This window comes from Ramlibacter sp. JJN2-2R, from assembly GCF_057747835.1.
Window position 1 is genome coordinate 3,281,722 of record NZ_CM173226.1, and the last position, 17,923, is coordinate 3,299,644.

Below are 17,923 nucleotides of genomic sequence, written 5' to 3' on the forward strand. Positions count from 1 at the left end.
GCCTCAGGCGGCCGCTGACTGCGGCTCGGCGAGCAGCTGGCGCAGCACGAACGGCAGGATGCCGCCGTGCCGGTAGTACTGCACCTCGATCGCGGTGTCGATGCGCAGCGTGACGGTGATCTCCTGGCGGCTGCCGTCGGTGCGCACGATCACCACCTTGGCATCGCTTTGCGGACGCAACTGCGGGTCCGGCACCACGTCCACCAGCTCCGATCCGTCCAGGCCCAGCGACTGCCAGGTGTCGATGCCCTGCAGCTGCAGTGGCAGCACGCCCATGCCCACCAGGTTGCTGCGGTGGATGCGCTCGAAGCTGCGCGCCACCACGGCCTTGATGCCCAGCAGCTGCGTGCCCTTGGCGGCCCAGTCGCGCGAGGAGCCGGTGCCGTACTCCTCGCCGGCGAAGATCACCGTCGGCCGGCCCTCGGCCATGTACTTCATCGCCGCGTCGAAGATGAACATCTTCTCGGCCCGGCCCTGCGCATCGCGGTGCAGCGTGAGGCCGCCCTCCTCGCGCGAGCCGTCCGCCAGCGCCGGCAGCATCAGGTTCTTGATGCGCACGTTGGCGAAGGTGCCGCGCATCATCACGTCGTGGTTGCCGCGGCGCGCGCCGTAGCTGTTGAAGTCCGGCTTCATCACGCCGTGCGCGAGCAGCCACTGGCCGGCCGGCGAGCTTTCCTTGATCGAGCCGGCGGGCGAGATGTGGTCGGTGGTGATCGAGTCGCCGAACAGCGCCATGATCCGTGCGTTGCGCACCGAGACGTCCTGCCTCGGGTCATTGGCCGGCGGCTGCGGATCGAACCCCTTGAACAGCGGCGGCTCGGCGATGTACGTGCTGGCCGGCCAGGCGTAGGTCTCGCCCGCGACGCCATGGATGGCCTTCCACAGCTCGCCCGGCTCGCTCTTGACCTTGGCGTAGTTGTCCCGGTACGCCTTGCCGTCCATGGCGTACTTCATCAGCTTGTGGATCTCGTCGCTCGTCGGCCAGATGTCGCCCAGCCAGACGTCCTTGCCGCCCCAGCCCTTGCCCACCGGCTCGGTCATCAGGTCCCGCAGCACGGTGCCGGCAATGGCATAGGCCACCACCAGCGGCGGGCTGGCCAGGAAGTTGGCCTTGATGTTCGGGTGGATGCGGGCCTCGAAGTTGCGGTTGCCCGAGAGCACGGCGGCGCACACCAGGTCGCTCTTGCTGATGGCCTCGTTGATCTCCGGCGCCAGGTCGCCGGAGTTGCCGATGCAGGTGGTGCAGCCGTAGCCGGCCAGCGAGAACCCGAGCTGCTCCAGCGACGTCAGCAGCCCGGCCTTCTTCAGGTACTCGGTGACGATGCGCGAGCCCGGCGCCAGCGATGTCTTGATGTGCGGCTGCACGCGCAGGCCGGCCGCCACCGCCTTCTTGGCCAGCAGGCCCGCCGCGAGCAGCACGCCGGGGTTGGAGGTGTTGGTGCAGCTGGTGATGGCGGCGATCAGCACGTCGCCGTTGCCGATCGTCACGTGCTGCGGGGCGGCCGGCGCGGCCGGTGCCTCGAACTGCGCCGACGCCAGCGTCTGCTTGTTGGACTCCATCTCCGTTTCGGATTCCTGCGCCGCCGCACGCACCGGCGGATTGGCCGGCACCTTGGGAGTCGGGGTCTCGCCGCCGCGGTGCAGCAGGTGACGCGTCTGCAGCGTCTCGGCCTGCTTGTTGAAGCCGTTCTCGCTCGCGGACTTGGCGAACAGGGTGCGGAACTGCTCGGCCACCTTGCCGATCTCGATGCGGTCCTGCGGGCGCTTGGGACCCGACAGGCTGGGCGTCACCTCGCCCAGGTCCAGGCGCACCACCTGCGAGTAGTCCAGCTCGCCGGCCAGCGGAATGCCGAACAGGCCCTGGGCGCGGAAGTAGCCCTCCAGCGCGTCGATCTCGTCGCTGCTGCGCCCCGTGCCGCGGAAGTAGTCGATGGTCTTCTCGTCGACCGGGAAGAAGCCCATGGTGGCGCCGTACTCGGGCGCCATGTTGGCGATGGTCGCGCGGTCGGGCACGGACAGCGTGCGCGTGCCCTCGCCGAAGAACTCGACGAACTTGCCCACCACCTTGTGCCTGCGCAGCAGCTCGGTGACGGTGAGCACCAGGTCGGTCGCCGTGCAGCCTTCGCGCAGCCGGCCGGTGAACTCGAAACCGACCACGTCGGGCGTGAGCATGTACACCGGCTGGCCGAGCATGGCGGCCTCGGCCTCGATGCCGCCGACGCCCCAGCCCACCACGCCGATGCCGTTGATCATGGTCGTGTGGCTGTCCGTGCCCACCAGCGTGTCGGGGTAGTAGACGTCGTCGGCGCCGCGGTGCACGCCGCGCGCCAGGTACTCCAGGTTGACCTGGTGCACGATGCCGAAGCCGGGCGGCACCACGCCGAACGTCCGGAAGGCCTGCATGCCCCACTTCATGAACTCGTAGCGCTCGCGATTGCGCTGGAACTCCAGCTTCATGTTCAGGTCGAGCGCGTCCTTGGTGCCGTAGTAGTCGACCATCACCGAGTGGTCCACCACCAGGTCCACCGGCACCAGCGGCTCGATCGCGCCGGGACGGCGTCCCAGCCGCGCGGCGGCGCTGCGCATCGCGGCCAGGTCGGCCAGCAGCGGCACGCCCGTGAAATCCTGCAGCACCACCCGCGCGACCACGAACGGGATCTCCTCCGTGCGTTCGGCGCGGGCCTGCCAGTTGGCCACCTGCCGCACGTGCTCCGGCGTCACCTTCAGCCCGTCGCAGTTGCGCAGCACGGACTCCAGCACGATGCGCATGGAGACCGGCAGGCGCCGGATGTGGGGGAACTCCTCGGCAAGCGCGGGCAGCGAGTAGAGGCTGCCGGTGCGGCCGGAGCCGAACTGGAAGGTCTTGCGGGTGCGGTCAAAGGCGTGCGTCATCGGTCCTCCTGCAGTCGTCAGCGACAAACATTGTGCCGCCCCTGCATGACCAATGTGCTGCTGGGGCTGGCCGCCCCCGCGCCGCGCCTAGCCGTGCTCGCGTTCGAACTCGCGCATGTACGCGACCAGGGCCTGCACCCCTTCGATGGGCATGGCGTTGTAGATCGAGGCGCGCATGCCGCCCACGATGCGGTGGCCCTTGAGCTGCACCATGCCCCGGGCCTGGGCGCCCTGCAGGAACGCCGCATCCAGCGACTCGTCGCGCAGCTTGAACGGCACGTTCATGAGCGAACGATCCTCGCGCGCGACCGGGTTGCGGAAGAACTTGCTGCCGTCGAGGTAGTCGTACAGCAGCGCCGCCTTGGCCCGGTTGTGCGCCTCCATGGCCTCGATCCCGCCATGGGCCTTGATGTGCTGCAGCACCAGCCCGGCGATGTAGATCGCGTAGGTGGGCGGCGTGTTGTACATCGAGTCGTGCTCGGCCTGCAGCCGGTAGTTGAACGCCGACGGCGTGATCGGCAGCGCGTGGCCGAGCAGGTCCTCGCGCACGATCACCACCGTCACGCCGGACGGCCCCATGTTCTTCTGCGCGCCGGCATAGATGAGCCCGTAGCGCGAGACGTCGATGCGGCGCGACAGGATGTTGGAGGACATGTCGGCCACCAGCGGCACGCTGCCGGTGTCGGGCGTCCAGTGGTATTCCACGCCGCCGATGGTTTCGTTCGCGCAGATGTGCACGTACGCCGCGCCGGGGTCGAGCTTCCAGCCCGACTGCTTCGGGATGGCGGTGAACCCGCTGGCCTCGCCCGAGGCCGCGACGTGGACCTGCCCGTAGGTGGCCGCCTCCTTGATCGAGCGCTTGGACCATTCCCCGGTGTTGACGTAGTCGGCGCGGCCGGTGCGCCCGATCAGGTTCATCGGCACGATCGCGTTCTCGCCGATCGCCCCGCCCTGCATGAACAGCACCTTGTAGTTGGACGGGATGCCCATCAGCTCGCGCAGCAGGCCCTCGGTTTCGGCATGGATGGCGACGAATTCCTTGCCGCGGTGGCTCATCTCCATCACCGACATGCCGCTGCCGTGCCAGTCCAGCATCTCGTCGGCGGCGCGCCGCAGCACGGCTTCGGGAAGGACGGCCGGGCCGGCACTGAAATTGAACACGCGGGTCATGGGAAGCTCGTTTCGCTGCGATCTCGGGGAGCCGGACAGCATACAAGAAGAGCGGCCCGCGCCCGCCGCGCGTGACGGGGGCCGGTGCGCTCGGCGCCGGCCCGCGCCCCCTTGCGCCGCACCGGCGGGCTCGGTGCGGGCGGAACCCGTGCGCCAGGGCCATGACGCGGGAGGTCATGGAATCTCCCGCCGCCAAGCCCTAGCATGCGCGCATGACTTCCGCCACTTCCCACCTGCGTGCCGCCCCGCAGCCGTTCGGCGCCCACCTGCGCCAGTGGCGCCAGCAGCGGCGCCTGAGCCAGCAGGGCCTGGCGCACGAGGCCGACATCTCCACCCGGCACCTGAGCTATGTGGAAACCGGCCGGTCGCTGCCCAGCCGCGAGATGGTGCTGCGACTGGCCGAGCGGCTGGACGTGCCGCTGCGCGAGCGCAACGCGATGCTGGTGGCGGCGGGCTACGCGCCGATGTACCGCGAGCGGCCGCTGGACGACCCGGCCCTGGCGACGGCGCGTGACGCGGTGCAACGCATCCTGCACGCGCACGAGCCGTGGCCCGCGCTGGCCGTCGACCGGCACTGGAACCTGCTGGCCGCCAACCGCATGCTGCCGCACCTGGTGGCGACGGCCGATCCGTCGCTGCTGCAGCCGCCGGTGAACGTGCTGCGGCTGAGCCTGCATCCGCGCGGCGTGGCCGGCCGCATCGTCAACCTGGCGCAGTGGCGCGAGCACCTGTTCGAGCGGCTGCGCCAGCAGATCCACGCGACGGGCGACGGGGTGCTGGTGTCGCTGCTGGAGGAACTGCGCCAGTACCCCGCGCCGATCGAGGAGGGGCAGGCGCGCCTGCCCGGCGAGCATGTCGGCGTGGCGCTGCCGCTGCAGATCCGCACCGCCGCCGGCGACGTGCTCAGCTTCATCAGCACCACGACGGTGTTCGGCACGGCCGTCGACGTGACCGTGCAGGAACTGACGCTGGAGACCTTCTTCCCCGCCGACGAGGCGACCTCGGCCGCGCTGCGGGCGCTGGCGGCGGCTAGCGATTGAGGGCGCGGTCGAGCTCGGCGAACGCCTGCGGCCCGACGGCTTCCTTGATGCGCGGGGCGAGCTCGCGCAGCTGCTCGCAGTTCATCGCCTGCTCCACCGCCAGGTTCAGGCGGAACCCGCGCAGCCCCAGGCTCGCGGTGAGCCGGGTGGCGATCGGGTAGGCCTGCTGGAAACGCTCCTGCGGCGTGCGTTCGGACGCCGGGGCGGACTCGGCAGCGGCGGGCGCCGTTGCCGGCGTCTCGGGGCGTGCGTCGCCGGGCGCTGGCGCGGCCCCCGCCGCCGGCTCGAGCAGGCCGACCTGCATCAGGTGGTCGATGTCCTCGCGGGCGACGCCCACCGCGCCGGTGGCGGCGAGGACCTCGTCCACGCTGTGGCGGCCGTCGAACAGGATGAACGCCGCGCGCTGGCGTGGCGTGAGGGGCACGGAGCGGTCCTTGAGGACGCGCTGCCCGACTTCGGTCTTGACCAGTTTCATGTGCGTCGTCCCCTCTGTCCCCCAGGACTGCTGACCCATGATCGCGCGCGGGGCCGGCGCCGCTCCAGAGGGACATCCCTGATCGGCCTGGATCCTGTGGCCCGTGCGCCACGGCGGCGTGAGGTCTGCAGCGCGCCGGGTGTCAGTGGGCCCGCACAGGCCGCGGCGGACCCTTCCGACGGCGGCGCGCACCGAAGGCCCCCACGATGAGCCGGATCGATCCAACCCATAAGCAAAGGACCCCCATGAGCAAGGAAAAGACGCCGCACCAGCACCTCTGGGAGATGATCAAGGACATCCGCTTCGCGATGCTGACGCACCGCCACCCCGAGGGGGGGCTGCACGCCCACCCGCTCACGACGCAGAACAAGGAGCTCGGCGAGAAGGACGTGCTGTACTTCTTCGTCAGCCGCAGCACCGAGGTCGGCCAGCGCCTGCGCGCCGACGGCAACGTGAACCTGTCGTACGCCGATCCGCACAAGGACCGCTACGTCTCGATCTCCGGCACGGCGCGCATCAGCGAGGACCCGGACGCCAAGAAGCGCCTGTTCAACCCGATGGCCAAGGCATGGTTCCCCGGCGGCCCGACCGATCCGGACCTGGAGCTGGTCGAGGTGCAGATCGAGCACGCCGAGTACTGGGACGTCAAGGAGAGCAAGCCCACGCAGCTGTTCAAGATGGCCGCGGCGGCGGTGAGCGGCGAGCGCCCGACCATGGGCGAGCACAAGGAAGTCGCGCTCTGACGGCGCTGCCCCGCGACAAAAGGAAAAGGCCCCGAGGGGCCTTTTCCTTCGTTCGCTGCCGCGGGCGTTACGCCGGCACCGTGTCGGCGACCTTGCGGAAGTCCTCGATCTGGTCGAAGTTCATGTACTGGTAGATCTTGTCGCCGTTGGCGTTGATCACGCCGATGTCGGCCATGTACTCCTCCCTGGTCGGGATCTTCCCGAGGCGCGAGCAGATGGCGGCCAGTTCGGCCGAGCCCAGGTACACGTTGGTGTTCTTGCCCAGGCGGTTGGGGAAGTTGCGGGTGCTGGTGGACATCACCGTCGCGCCTTCGCGCACCTGCGCCTGGTTGCCCATGCACAGCGAGCAGCCGGGCATCTCCATGCGGGCGCCGGCGGTACCGAGCACGCCGTAGTGGCCTTCCTCGGTCAGCTGCTTCTGGTCCATCTTGGTCGGCGGGGCCACCCACAGCTTGACCGGGATGTCGCGCTTGCCTTCCAGCAGCTTGGACGCCGCGCGGAAGTGGCCGATGTTGGTCATGCACGAGCCGATGAACACCTCGTCGATCTTGGCGCCGGCCACGTCGGACAGCGTCTTCACGTCGTCCGGGTCGTTCGGGCAGGCCACGATCGGCTCGTGGATGTCGGCCAGGTCGATCTCGATCACCGCCGCGTACTCGGCGTCGGCATCGCGCTCGAGCAGCTGCGGGTTCTTCAGCCAGGCTTCCTGCGCGGCGATGCGGCGGGCCAGCGTGCGGCCGTCGGCGTAGCCGTTGGCGATCATCCAGCGCATCAGCGTGATGTTGCTGTTGACGTACTCGATGATCGGTTCCTTGTTCAGGTGCACCGTGCAGGCGGCGGCGGAACGCTCGGCCGAGGCATCCGACAGCTCGAATGCCTGTTCCACCTTCAGGTCGGGCAGGCCCTCGATCTCCAGGATGCGGCCGGAGAAGATGTTCTTCTTGCCGGCCTTGGCCACCGTCAGCAGGCCCTGCTTGATGGCGTACAGCGGGATCGCGTTGACCAGGTCACGCAGCGTGACGCCGGGCTGCATCTGGCCCTTGAAGCGCACCAGCACGCTCTCGGGCATGTCCAGCGGCATCACGCCGGTGGCGGCCGCGAAGGCCACCAGGCCGGAGCCGGCCGGGAAGCTGATGCCGATCGGAAAGCGCGTGTGCGAGTCGCCGCCGGTGCCCACGGTGTCGGGCAGCAGCAGGCGGTTGAGCCACGAGTGGATGACGCCGTCGCCCGGGCGCAGCGAGACGCCGCCGCGGGTGGAGATGAAGTCGGGCAGCTCGTGGTGCATCTTCACGTCCACCGGCTTGGGGTAGGCGGCCGTGTGGCAGAACGACTGCATCACCAGGTCGGCCGAGAAGCCCAGGCAGGCCAGGTCCTTCAGCTCGTCGCGGGTCATCGGGCCGGTGGTGTCCTGCGAGCCCACCGAGGTCATCCTCGGCTCGCAGTAGGTGCCGGGGCGCACGCCCTGGCCTTCCGGCAGGCCGCAGGCGCGGCCGACCATCTTCTGCGCCAGCGTGAAGCCCTTGCCGCTGTCCTTGGGCGACTGCGGCAGGCGGAAGAGCGTCGAGGGCGGCAGGCCCAGCGCCTCGCGCGCCTTGGCCGTCAGGCCCCGGCCCACGATCAGCGGGATGCGGCCGCCGGCGCGCACCTCGTCGAACAGCACTTCGCTCTTGACCTGGAAGCTGGCGATCACCTGGCCGTTCTTGAACGCGGTGCCTTCGTACGGGCGCAGCTCGATGGTGTCGCCCATCTCCATCTTGGAGACGTCCAGCTCGATCGGCAGCGCGCCGGCGTCTTCCATCGTGTTGTAGAAGATCGGGGCGATCTTGCCGCCCAGGCAGACGCCGCCGAACTTCTTGTTCGGCACGAACGGGATGTCCTCGCCGGTCCACCACAGCACGCTGTTGGTGGCCGACTTGCGCGACGAGCCCGTGCCCACCACGTCGCCGACGTAGGCGATCAGGTGGCCCCTGGCCTGCAGCTCCTGCAGCAGCTTCATCGGGCCGCGCTTGCCCTCCTCGTCCGGCACGATGCCCGGACGCGGGTTCTTCAGCATGGCCAGCGCATGCAGCGGGATGTCGGGGCGGCTCCACGCATCGGGGGCCGGAGACAGGTCGTCGGTGTTGGTCTCGCCGGTCACCTTGAAGACCGTGAGCGTCATGCTCTGCGGCACTTCCGGGCGGCTGGTGAACCACTCGGCGTCGGCCCAGCTTTGCAGCACGGCCTTGGCGTTGGCGTTGCCCTTGTCGGCCTTTTCCTTGACGTCGTGGAACTGGTCGAACATCAGCAGCGTCTTCTTCAGCGCGTCGGCCGCGACCGCGCCGACTTCGGCATCGTCCAGCAGGTCGATCAGCGGGCTGATGTTGTAGCCGCCCAGCATGGTGCCCAGCAGCTCGGTCGCCTTGGCGCGGCTGATGATCATGCACTTCTCGGTGCCGTGGGCCACGGCGGCCAGGTAGCTCGCCTTGACCTTGGCGGCGTCGTCGACGCCGGCCGGCACGCGGTGGGTGATCAGGTCCAGCAGGAAGTCGGCTTCGCTGGTGGACGGCGTCTTCAGCAGCTCGACCAGGGCGGCCGTCTGCTGCGCGGTCAGCGGCAGCGGCGGGATGCCGAGCGCGGCGCGCTCGGCGACATGCTTCACGTACTCTTGCAACATGGGGTTCTCTCCGGGCTTGGTCTTGGAAGGATCAGGAGTTGGGCTTGGACGCCGATGCGGCAGCGGCCGGCACCGCCGGTTGCGGATCGGACGCGGCGCCGGCCGGGCCGGCGGGCGCGCTGGCCGCGGCCGCGGCACTGGCCGGCACCGCGGGGGCGGACGCCGGGGGCAGCGCCGCCGCGCCGGCGGGCTGCTGCGGACCGCAGCACGGCATGCCGCCTTGCATGCCGCCCTGCATCCCGTGGTGCATGCCGGGCATCGGCTCCAGGATGCTGGGGCGCGGGTTCTTCTTCAGCTCCTCGGCGAAGGTGATCTGCTGCGGGCTCTGGCACTCGTCGGCCAGGCGCTGGCCGAGCTTCTGGCTCATGAGCATCGACTTGTTGCCCAGCTGCAGCCACATCGCGCCGCGGCGCGGGTCCTCGAGCCGGATGGCGCCCGTGCGGCTTTCCACCGGGTGCATCAGGAAGCGGTAGCCCTTGGTCGACACCAGGAACACGCCCGCGCGGCGCCCGGGCTTGACCTTCACGGTGGCGCCGAGCTCGCACGGCATGTCGCCGACATAGACCTGCTTGGCGACCTCGAGCTCGGCGTCGGTCAGGTTCAGGCTCGGGTCGTCGTCGATCGGCGTGACCTCCTCGACGGCCTTCTGGGCCGAGCGGGCGAGCTTGGGGTTGACGCCCTTCTTCGCGGCGGGCTTGGCCGCGGCGGCGGGCTTGTGTGGCGCCGGCTTGGCGTCCTGCGCGAAGGCGGCAGGCGCGAAGGCCAGCAGGGCCGCGTGCGCGGCGGCGGAAAGGCGGGCTTGCATGGAGTCTCCTGTGTCGTTCATGGCGCGGCGAACCACGCCTGCGCCTCGGGCGGCAGCTTCCGGCCGGTCTGGTGCGCTCGCTCCAGCACCTGCCAATGGAAGCGGTAGCTCGCCCGGTCGTGCAGCTTCCCCTGGAAGCTGATGGGTGCCCAGCTGGCTCGCTGGGCCTCGGTGAGGATGCCGACGGCCTGGCCGATCTCGCCTTCGCTGGGCGAGAGCGCCTCCAGGATCGGGCGGATCTGGTCGGGGTGGATGCTCCACATGCGCGTGTAGCCGAACTCGGACGCGGCGCGCCGCGCGGCGGCGGCCATGGCCGCGGCGTCCTTGAACTCGGTGACCACGCAGTGCGACGGCACCTTGCCGTGCGCATGGCAGGCGGAGGCGATCTCCAGCTTGGCGCGCACGACCAGCGGATGCGTGAACTGGCCCTGCACGCCCATGCCCGCCTCGGGGATGGCGCCGCCATGGGCGGAGACGAAATCCATCAGCCCGAAGCTGAGCGACTGCACGCGCGGATGCGCGGCGATATCGAAGGCGCGGTGCACCGCCGCGGGCGACTCGATCAGCGCATGCACCGGCAGCTGCGGCGCGCCGGCGGCATCGATGGCGCGCACTGCGATCTCGATGTCGCGCGGCGACTCCACCTTGGGCAGCATGACGTGGCGCAGGCGATGGCCGGCCGCGCCGACGATCGCCTGCACGTCGGCGCCGAAGGCCGGGTGGTCCACCGGATGCACGCGCACCGCGACGCGGGCGTCCTGCGCGGCGCCCAGGGCGAGCTCGGTGACGAGCGCGGCGTGCTCGGCCTCGCGGCCCGCCGGCGCGCCGTCCTCGCAGTCGAGGGTGACGTCGAAGACGCAGGCGCCGAACTCCGCCGCCATCTCGGCCTGCAGCTGCAGGCTCTTGCGCATCCGCGCCTCCACGCCGCTGTAGTGGTCGCACGCCGGAATGTGGCCGGTGCGCGCCTGGGCGCCGAGGAGGACGTCGCGCGGGTGCTGCTTCACGCTGCGGGGCGCCGGATCAGAGCAGGTGGGCCACGCCGGCCTGCTCGTCCTGCAGCTCCTTGAGGGTCTTGTTGATGCGCTCCTGGCTGAAGGCATCGATTTCCAGGCCCTTGACGATCTCGTACTTGCCGTCCTTGGTGGTGACCGGGAAGCCGAACATCACGTCCTTGGGGATGCCGTAGTCGCCGTTGGACGGCACGCCCATGGTGACCCACTTGCCGTTGCTGCCCAGCGCCCAGTCGCGCATGTGGTCGATGGCGGCGTTGGCGGCCGAGGCGGCCGACGACAGGCCGCGCGCCTCGATGATGGCGGCGCCGCGCTTGCCCACCGTGGGCAGGAACGTGTCGGCGTTCCACACCTGGTCGTTGATCATGTCCTTGATGCTCTTGCCGCCGGCGGTGGCGAAGCGGTAGTCGGCGTACATGGTGGGCGAGTGGTTGCCCCACACGGTGAGCTTCTCGATGTCGCCGACCTTCACGCCGGTCTTGGCGGCGATCTGCGAGGCGGCGCGGTTGTGGTCCAGGCGCAGCATGGCGGTGAAGTTCTCGCGCGGCAGGCTGGGCGCGCTCTTCATCGCGATGTAGGCGTTGGTGTTGGCCGGGTTGCCGACCACCAGCACCTTGACGTTGCGGCTGGCGACCTTGTCCAGGGCCTTGCCCTGGGCGGTGAAGATCTGGGCGTTGGCGGCCAGCAGGTCGGCGCGCTCCATGCCGGGGCCGCGCGGGCGGGCACCGACGAGCAGCGCGTAGTCGGTGTCCTTGAAGGCGGTCATCGGGTCGCTGTGGGCTTCCATGCCGGCCAGCAGCGGGAACGCGCAGTCCTCCAGTTCCATCATCACGCCCTTGAGCGCCTTTTGCGCCTTCTCGTCCGGGATCTCCAGCAGCTGCAGGATCACCGGCTGGTCCTTGCCCAGCATCTCGCCCGAGGCGATGCGAAACAGCAGTGCATAACCGATCTGGCCGGCGGCGCCGGTGACGGCGACGCGGACGGGCTTCTTGCTCATGGGAAGTTCTCCGAAGGAAGGTTGCGAAACGGCGCGAAGCCTGAGCGGGCCGCGCAGGCGGCGGAACCGGGGCGAGGCCCTCGCGGACAGCCCGGGAGTGTACCCGCGAATGCGCCAGCCGGTCAATTTGTCTTATGTCTTATATAAGATATGATGCCGCCGTCCACGCGCGCCCCAGACGCCCATGCCCACCACCTCCCTGCCGGACGACACGAGCACCGACGCCGCGCCGGCGGGACCGGCGTTCAGCCCCCTGTACCAGCAGATCAAGGACCTCATCCTGCAGAGCCTGCAGGCGGGCGAATGGAAGCCCGGCGAGGCCATCCCCAGCGAGATGGAGCTGGCCGCGCGCTTCCGCGTGAGCCAGGGCACCGTGCGCAAGGCGATCGACGAGCTGGCGGCCGACCACCTGCTGGTGCGCCGCCAGGGCAAGGGCACCTTCGTCGCCACCCACGCCGAGCAGCACGTGCAGTACCGCTTCCTGCGGCTCGTGCCCGACAGCGGCGACCGCGAGGCCGAAGGCCCGGCCGAGCGCCGCATCCTGGAATGCCGGCGCACGCGCGCCTCGGCCGAGATCACCCGCACGCTCGGCTTGCGCTCGGGCGACGCGGTGGTGCAGGTGCGCCGCGTGCTCTCGTTCGCCGGCACGCCGACCATCCTGGAAGACCTGTGGCTGCCCGGCAATGCGTTCAAGGGACTGACGGCCGAGCAGATGGCCGACTGGCCCGGGCCGACCTACGCGATGTTCGAGGTCGAGTTCGGCGTGCGCATGGTGCGCGCCGAGGAGAAGATCCGCGCCGTCGCCGCCGACGAACAGCAGGCGCAGCTGCTGGCGGTGGCGCCGGGAACCCCGCTGCTGAGCGTGGAGCGCATCGCCTTCACCTACAACGGCCTGCCGATGGAACTGCGCCGCGGCCTCTACCGCACCGACCACCGCCATTACCGCAATGTGCTCGGCTGAGGGCCGTTCCCCTGTCGGGTTCCTTGCAACCTCCGTGTCAGCTTGTTGCACTGAAATAGAATCGTGGGCTGTCCGCGCCCCGTCGCGGCGCCCTCGCGACCTTCCAGAAAGCCCCTGTCCATGCCTGTAGCCCAGAAGCGGCCGGAATTCCGCAACATCAACGCCCTCACCGACCTTCCCAGCTACCGCCTGCCCGCCGCGGGCTGGGTGTCCATCCTGCACCGGGTGAGCGGGGTCCTGATGTTCGTGCTGCTGCCGTTCATCATCTGGATGTTCGACACTTCCGTCTCCTCCGAACTGTCCTTCGCACGCTTCAGGGCCGCCTTCAACAGCGGCCTTGGTTTCGTTCCGGGCTGGTTCGTCAAGCTCGTCGTGCTGGGGCTGATGTGGGCGTACCTGCACCACCTGTTCGCCGGCGTGCGCCACCTGTGGATGGACGTGAACCACCGCGCCACCACCAAGCAGTTCGGCGGCAGGAGCGCCCTGGTCGTGCTCACCGCGAGCGTGCTGCTCACCGTCGTCCTCGGCGCCAAGCTGTTCGGCCTGTACTGATTCACCGAAGAAGAACCATGGCAGTCAACTACGGATCCCACCGCACCGTCGTCGGCGCGCACTACGGCATGCGCGACTGGCTCAGCCAGCGCGTCACCGCCGTGCTGATGGCGCTGTTCACCCTGCTCGTCCTCGCCCAGCTGCTGCTCACGCGCGGCCCGATCGGCTACGACAAGTGGGCCGGCATCTTCGCCAGCCAGTGGATGAAGGTCCTGACCTTCTCCGTCATCGCGGGCCTGCTCTGGCACGTCTGGGTCGGCATGCGCGACGTGCTGATGGACTACGTCAAGCCCGTCTTCCTGCGCCTCGCGCTGCAGGTGTTCGTGATCGTGTGGCTCACCGGCTGCGCCGGCTGGGCCATCCAGGTGCTCTGGAGAGTTTGAAGTGGGTTACAGCAGCAAGAACATCACCCGTCGCCGGTTCGACGTCGTCATCGTCGGCGCGGGCGGCTCCGGCATGCGCGCGTCGCTGCAACTGGCGCGCGCGGGCCTGAACGTCGCCGTCCTGTCCAAGGTCTTCCCGACCCGCTCGCACACGGTGGCCGCGCAAGGCGGCATCGGCGCGTCGCTGGGCAACATGTCCGAGGACAACTGGCACTACCACTTCTACGACACCGTCAAGGGCTCCGACTGGCTCGGCGACCAGGACGCGATCGAGTTCATGTGCCGCGAGGCGCCCAAGGTCGTGTACGACCTCGAGCACATGGGCATGCCGTTCGACCGCAATCCCGACGGCACCATCTACCAGCGCCCGTTCGGCGGCCACACGGCCAACTACGGCGAGAAGCCCGTGCAGCGCGCCTGCGCCGCGGCCGACCGCACCGGCCACGCCATGCTGCACACGCTGTACCAGCAGAACGTCAAGGCCCGCACCAGCTTCTTCGTCGAGTGGATGGCGCTGGACCTGATCCGCGACGCCGAGGGCGACGTGGTGGGCGTCACCGCCATCGAGATGGAGACCGGCGACCTGCACATCCTGGAAGCCAAGACCACCCTGCTGGCCACCGGTGGCGCCGGCCGCATCTTCGCCGCCTCCACCAACGCCTTCATCAACACCGGCGACGGCCTGGGCATGGCCGCGCGCGCGGGCATCCCGCTGGAGGACATGGAGTTCTGGCAGTTCCACCCCACCGGCGTGGCCGGCGCGGGCGTGCTGCTGACCGAAGGCTGCCGCGGCGAAGGCGCCATCCTGCTCAACAGCAACGGCGAGCGCTTCATGGAGCGCTACGCCCCGACGCTCAAGGACCTGGCCCCGCGCGACTTCGTCTCGCGCTCGATGGACCAGGAGATCAAGGAAGGGCGCGGCTGCGGTCCCAACAAGGACTACGTGCTGCTCAAGCTCGACCATCTGGGCGCCGAGACCATCCACAAGCGCCTGCCCTCGGTGTACGAGATCGGCGTCAACTTCGCCAACGTCGACATCACCAAGGAGCCGATCCCGGTGGTGCCCACCATCCACTACCAGATGGGCGGCATCCCGACCAACGTCCATGGCCAGGTGGTGGTGCAGACCGCCGACAGCCACAACGCGGTGGTCAACGGCCTGTACGCCGTCGGCGAGTGCTCCTGCGTGAGCGTGCACGGCGCCAACCGCCTGGGCACCAACTCGCTGCTGGACCTGCTGGTGTTCGGCCGCGCCGCCGGCAACCACATCGTGGAGTTCGCCAGCCGCACCAAGTCGCACAAGGACCTGCCCAGGGACGCCGCCGACCGCACGCTGGAGCGCCTGGCGCGCCTGGACGCGGCCACCAGCGGCGAGTACGCGCAGGACGTGGCCAACGACATCCGCGCCACCATGCAGAAGCACGCCGGCGTGTTCCGCACCCAGTCCAGCATGGACGAGGGCGTGAGCAGGATCGCCGCGATCCGCGAGCGCGTGCAGGGCATCGGCCTGAAGGACCAGTCCATGGTGTTCAACACCGCGCGCATCGAGGCGCTGGAGGTGGAGAACCTGATCGAGTGCGCCCAGGCCACCATGGTCTCGGCCGCCGCGCGCAAGGAATGCCGCGGCGCCCACACCGTGAGCGACTACGAGCGCCCCGCCGACGACCCCGTGTCGCCGCTCGGCCGCGACGACGCGAACTGGATGAAGCACACGCTCTGGCACAGCCGGTCCAACAGCCTCACCTACAAGCCGGTGAACCTCAAGCCCCTGACGGTCGACTCGGTGCCGCCCAAGGTGCGGACGTTCTGAAGTAGGTTCTCCTACGTACTTCCCCGGCAGCACCAAAGCCCCTAGATTCCAGTCGAACCACCATGCAGAAACGCACGTTCCAGATCTATCGCTACGACCCGGACAAGGACGCCAAGCCGTACATGCAGACGGTCGAGATCACGCTCGAGGGCAACGAGCGGATGCTGCTCGACGCGCTGATGAAGCTCAAGGCGCAGGACCCCACGCTGGCGTTCCGGCGCTCGTGCCGCGAGGGCGTCTGCGGCTCCGACGCGATGAACATCAACGGCAAGAACGGCCTGGCGTGCCTGACCAACATGCGCACGCTCAAGGACCCGATCGTGCTCAAGCCCCTGCCCGGGCTGCCCGTCGTGCGCGACCTGATCGTCGACATGACGGACTTCTTCAAGCAGTACCACTCGATCAAGCCGTACCTGGTCAACGACGAGATCCCGCCCGAGAAGGAGCGCCTGCAGTCGCCCGAGGAGCGCGAGGAGCTCAACGGCCTGTACGAGTGCATCCTGTGCGCCAGCTGCTCGACCAGCTGCCCCAGCTTCTGGTGGAACCCCGACAAGTTCGTCGGCCCGGCCGGCCTGCTGCAGGCCTACCGCTTCATCGCCGACAGCCGCGACCAGGCGACCAGCGATCGCCTCGACAACCTCGAGGACCCGTACCGCCTGTTCCGCTGCCACACCATCATGAACTGCGTGGACGTGTGCCCCAAGGGCCTGAACCCCACCGCGGCCATCGGCAAGATCAAGGAACTGATGGTCCGCCGGGCCGTCTAGTCGCCATGGCCGAGGCGCTCCTGGACGAACACGAGGTCGGCAAGCTGCGCTGGCGCTGCCGGCGCGGCCTGCTGGAGAACGACCTGTTCCTCGAGCGCTTCTTCGCCCGCCACGCCGACCGCCTCACCGCCCGCCAGGGGCTGCTGCTCGAGGAACTGATGCAGCTGGCCGACAATGACCTGCTCGACCTGCTGCTGCGCCGCCGCGAACCCGACGGCGAGCTCGACCGCGCCGAGGTCCGCCAATTGCTGCAGCTGCTGCGCTCGCACTGATGCGCGGCCGGCTCACGATACATCTGAAGGAACCGACATGAAACTCGCCGACAACAAAGCCACCCTGTCGTTCTCCAACGGCAGCCCCAACGTCGAGCTGCCCGTGTACCAGGGCACGCTCGGCCCCGACGTCATCGACATCCGCAAGCTGTACGCGCAGACCGGCATGTTCACGTACGACCCGGGCTTCATGTCCACGGCCGCCTGCCAGTCGACCATCACCTACATCGACGGCGACAAGGGCGAGCTGCTGTACCGCGGCTACCCGATCGAGCAGCTGGCCACCCAGTGCGACTTCCTGGAGACCTGCCACCTGCTGCTGTACGGCGAGCTGCCCGACGCGACCCAGAAGAACGACTTCGTCTCGCGCGTGACCAACCACACGATGGTCAACGAGCAGATCCAGTTCTTCCTGCGGGGCTTCCGCCGCGACGCGCACCCGATGGCGGTGATGACCGGCCTGGTGGGCGCGCTGTCGGCCTTCTATCACGACAGCACCGACATCAACAATCCCGAGCACCGCGAGATCGCGGCGATCCGCCTGATCGCCAAGATGCCCACGCTGGTGGCCATGGCCTACAAGTACGGCGTCGGCCAGCCGTACATCTATCCGAAGAACGACCTGTCGTACACCGCGAACTTCATGCGCATGATGTTCGCCACCCCGTGCGCCGACTACGAGCCCAACGACGTGCTGGTGCGCGCGATGGACCGCATCTTCATCCTGCACGCCGACCACGAGCAGAACGCCTCGACGTCGACCGTGCGCCTGTGCGGCAGCTCGGGCACCAACCCGTTCGCCGCCATCGCGGCCGGCGTGGCCTGCCTGTGGGGCCCCGCGCACGGCGGCGCCAACGAGGCGGCGCTGAACATGCTGGAGGACATCCAGCAGATGGGCGGCGTGGCCAAGATCGGCGAGTTCGTCAGCAAGGTCAAGGACAAGAACTCGGGCGTGCGCCTGATGGGCTTCGGCCACCGCGTGTACAAGAACTACGACCCGCGCGCCAAGCTGATGCGCGAGACCTGCCACGAGGTGCTGAGCGAGCTGGGCCTGGAGAACGACCCGCTGTTCAAGCTGGCCATGTCGCTGGAGAAGATCGCGCTCGAGGACGAATACTTCGTCTCGCGCAAGCTCTACCCGAACGTGGACTTCTACTCGGGCATCGTGCAGCGCGCGATCGGCATCCCGGTCAAGCTGTTCACCGGCATCTTCGCCCTGGCCCGCACCGTCGGCTGGATCGCCCAGCTCAACGAGATGATCGGCGACCCCGAGTACAAGATCGGCCGCCCGCGCCAGCTGTTCACCGGCGCCACCAAGCGCGACGTCAAGCCGATCGCCCAGCGCTGATCGGCGCAGGCTGCTGCCCCACTGGCCCGCCTCGGCGGGCCTTTT

Annotated in this window: 16 protein-coding genes; 9 read left to right on the top strand and 7 right to left on the bottom strand. The window is 69.1% G+C overall.

What is annotated here, in order from left to right:
• Positions 1-3: 3 nt before the first annotated feature.
• A complete protein-coding gene (locus tag AC3ANR_RS15915; RefSeq protein ID WP_488289082.1) occupies positions 4-2,892 on the bottom strand; it encodes an aconitate hydratase in 2,889 nt (962 codons plus the stop codon).
• Positions 2,893-2,979: 87 nt separating this feature from the next.
• Entirely contained in the window at positions 2,980-4,062 is a 1,083-nt protein-coding gene (gene serC / locus AC3ANR_RS15920; RefSeq protein WP_488289083.1) for a 3-phosphoserine/phosphohydroxythreonine transaminase, read from the bottom strand.
• A gap of 212 nt (positions 4,063-4,274) precedes the next feature.
• Between serC and AC3ANR_RS15925 the strand changes: the two genes are divergently transcribed.
• Entirely contained in the window at positions 4,275-5,102 is an 828-nt protein-coding gene (locus AC3ANR_RS15925) for a helix-turn-helix domain-containing protein (RefSeq protein WP_488289084.1), read from the top strand.
• On the opposite strand, the gene AC3ANR_RS15930 is transcribed toward AC3ANR_RS15925, so the two are convergent.
• Complete coding sequence (locus AC3ANR_RS15930; RefSeq protein ID WP_488289085.1) at positions 5,092-5,577, bottom strand: hypothetical protein; 486 nt, start codon at positions 5,575-5,577, stop codon at positions 5,092-5,094. The genes AC3ANR_RS15925 and AC3ANR_RS15930 overlap by 11 nt on opposite strands.
• A 245-nt stretch (positions 5,578-5,822) precedes the next feature.
• On the opposite strand from AC3ANR_RS15930, the gene AC3ANR_RS15935 reads away from it, so the two are divergent.
• Positions 5,823-6,320, top strand: a complete 498-nt coding sequence (locus AC3ANR_RS15935; protein WP_488289086.1) for a pyridoxamine 5'-phosphate oxidase family protein — start codon at positions 5,823-5,825, stop codon at positions 6,318-6,320.
• A gap of 67 nt (positions 6,321-6,387) precedes the next feature.
• Here AC3ANR_RS15935 and acnB read toward each other — a convergent pair whose 3' ends face one another.
• The 4 genes from acnB to AC3ANR_RS15955 are packed head-to-tail and all read right to left on the bottom strand — an operon-like array spanning position 6,388 to position 11,785.
• A complete protein-coding gene (gene acnB / locus AC3ANR_RS15940; protein WP_488289087.1) occupies positions 6,388-8,973 on the bottom strand; it encodes a bifunctional aconitate hydratase 2/2-methylisocitrate dehydratase in 2,586 nt (861 codons plus the stop codon).
• Positions 8,974-9,004: 31 nt separating this feature from the next.
• Positions 9,005-9,778, bottom strand: a complete 774-nt coding sequence (locus tag AC3ANR_RS15945) for a hypothetical protein (protein ID WP_488289088.1) — start codon at positions 9,776-9,778, stop codon at positions 9,005-9,007.
• A gap of 17 nt (positions 9,779-9,795) precedes the next feature.
• Positions 9,796-10,782, bottom strand: coding sequence for an HpcH/HpaI aldolase/citrate lyase family protein (locus AC3ANR_RS15950; RefSeq protein ID WP_488289089.1), 987 nt, complete (start codon positions 10,780-10,782; stop codon positions 9,796-9,798).
• 16 nt (positions 10,783-10,798) lie between these two features.
• Positions 10,799-11,785 carry a malate dehydrogenase gene (locus AC3ANR_RS15955; protein ID WP_488289090.1) on the bottom strand — a complete coding sequence of 329 codons (987 nt, stop codon included), beginning with the start codon at positions 11,783-11,785 and terminating at the stop codon, positions 10,799-10,801.
• Positions 11,786-11,969: 184 nt separating this feature from the next.
• Here AC3ANR_RS15955 and AC3ANR_RS15960 point away from each other — a divergent pair, with 184 nt between their 5' ends.
• The 7 genes from AC3ANR_RS15960 (at position 11,970) to AC3ANR_RS15990 (ending at position 17,878) form a co-directional block, all read left to right on the top strand.
• Positions 11,970-12,746: a GntR family transcriptional regulator gene (locus AC3ANR_RS15960; protein ID WP_488289091.1), complete on the top strand. Its 777-nt coding sequence runs from the start codon at positions 11,970-11,972 to the stop codon at positions 12,744-12,746.
• 120 nt (positions 12,747-12,866) lie between these two features.
• A complete protein-coding gene (sdhC, locus tag AC3ANR_RS15965; protein WP_488289092.1) occupies positions 12,867-13,298 on the top strand; it encodes a succinate dehydrogenase, cytochrome b556 subunit in 432 nt (143 codons plus the stop codon).
• Positions 13,299-13,315: 17 nt separating this feature from the next.
• Entirely contained in the window at positions 13,316-13,681 is a 366-nt protein-coding gene (sdhD, locus tag AC3ANR_RS15970) for a succinate dehydrogenase, hydrophobic membrane anchor protein (RefSeq protein ID WP_488289093.1), read from the top strand.
• A 73-nt stretch (positions 13,682-13,754) separates the two neighbouring features.
• Entirely contained in the window at positions 13,755-15,491 is a 1,737-nt protein-coding gene (gene sdhA, locus AC3ANR_RS15975; RefSeq protein WP_488291829.1) for a succinate dehydrogenase flavoprotein subunit, read from the top strand.
• Between the two features lie 62 nt (positions 15,492-15,553).
• The gene (locus tag AC3ANR_RS15980; protein WP_488289094.1) at positions 15,554-16,258 is read left to right on the top strand and encodes a succinate dehydrogenase iron-sulfur subunit; all 705 of its coding nucleotides are present in this window, start codon (positions 15,554-15,556) and stop codon (positions 16,256-16,258) included.
• Between the two features lie 5 nt (positions 16,259-16,263).
• Positions 16,264-16,530 carry an FAD assembly factor SdhE gene (locus AC3ANR_RS15985; protein ID WP_488289095.1) on the top strand — a complete coding sequence of 89 codons (267 nt, stop codon included), beginning with the start codon at positions 16,264-16,266 and terminating at the stop codon, positions 16,528-16,530.
• A 37-nt stretch (positions 16,531-16,567) separates the two neighbouring features.
• On the top strand, positions 16,568-17,878 hold the full coding sequence (locus tag AC3ANR_RS15990) for a citrate synthase (RefSeq protein ID WP_488289096.1): 1,311 nt from the start codon (positions 16,568-16,570) through the stop codon (positions 17,876-17,878).
• Positions 17,879-17,923 lie beyond the last annotated feature (45 nt).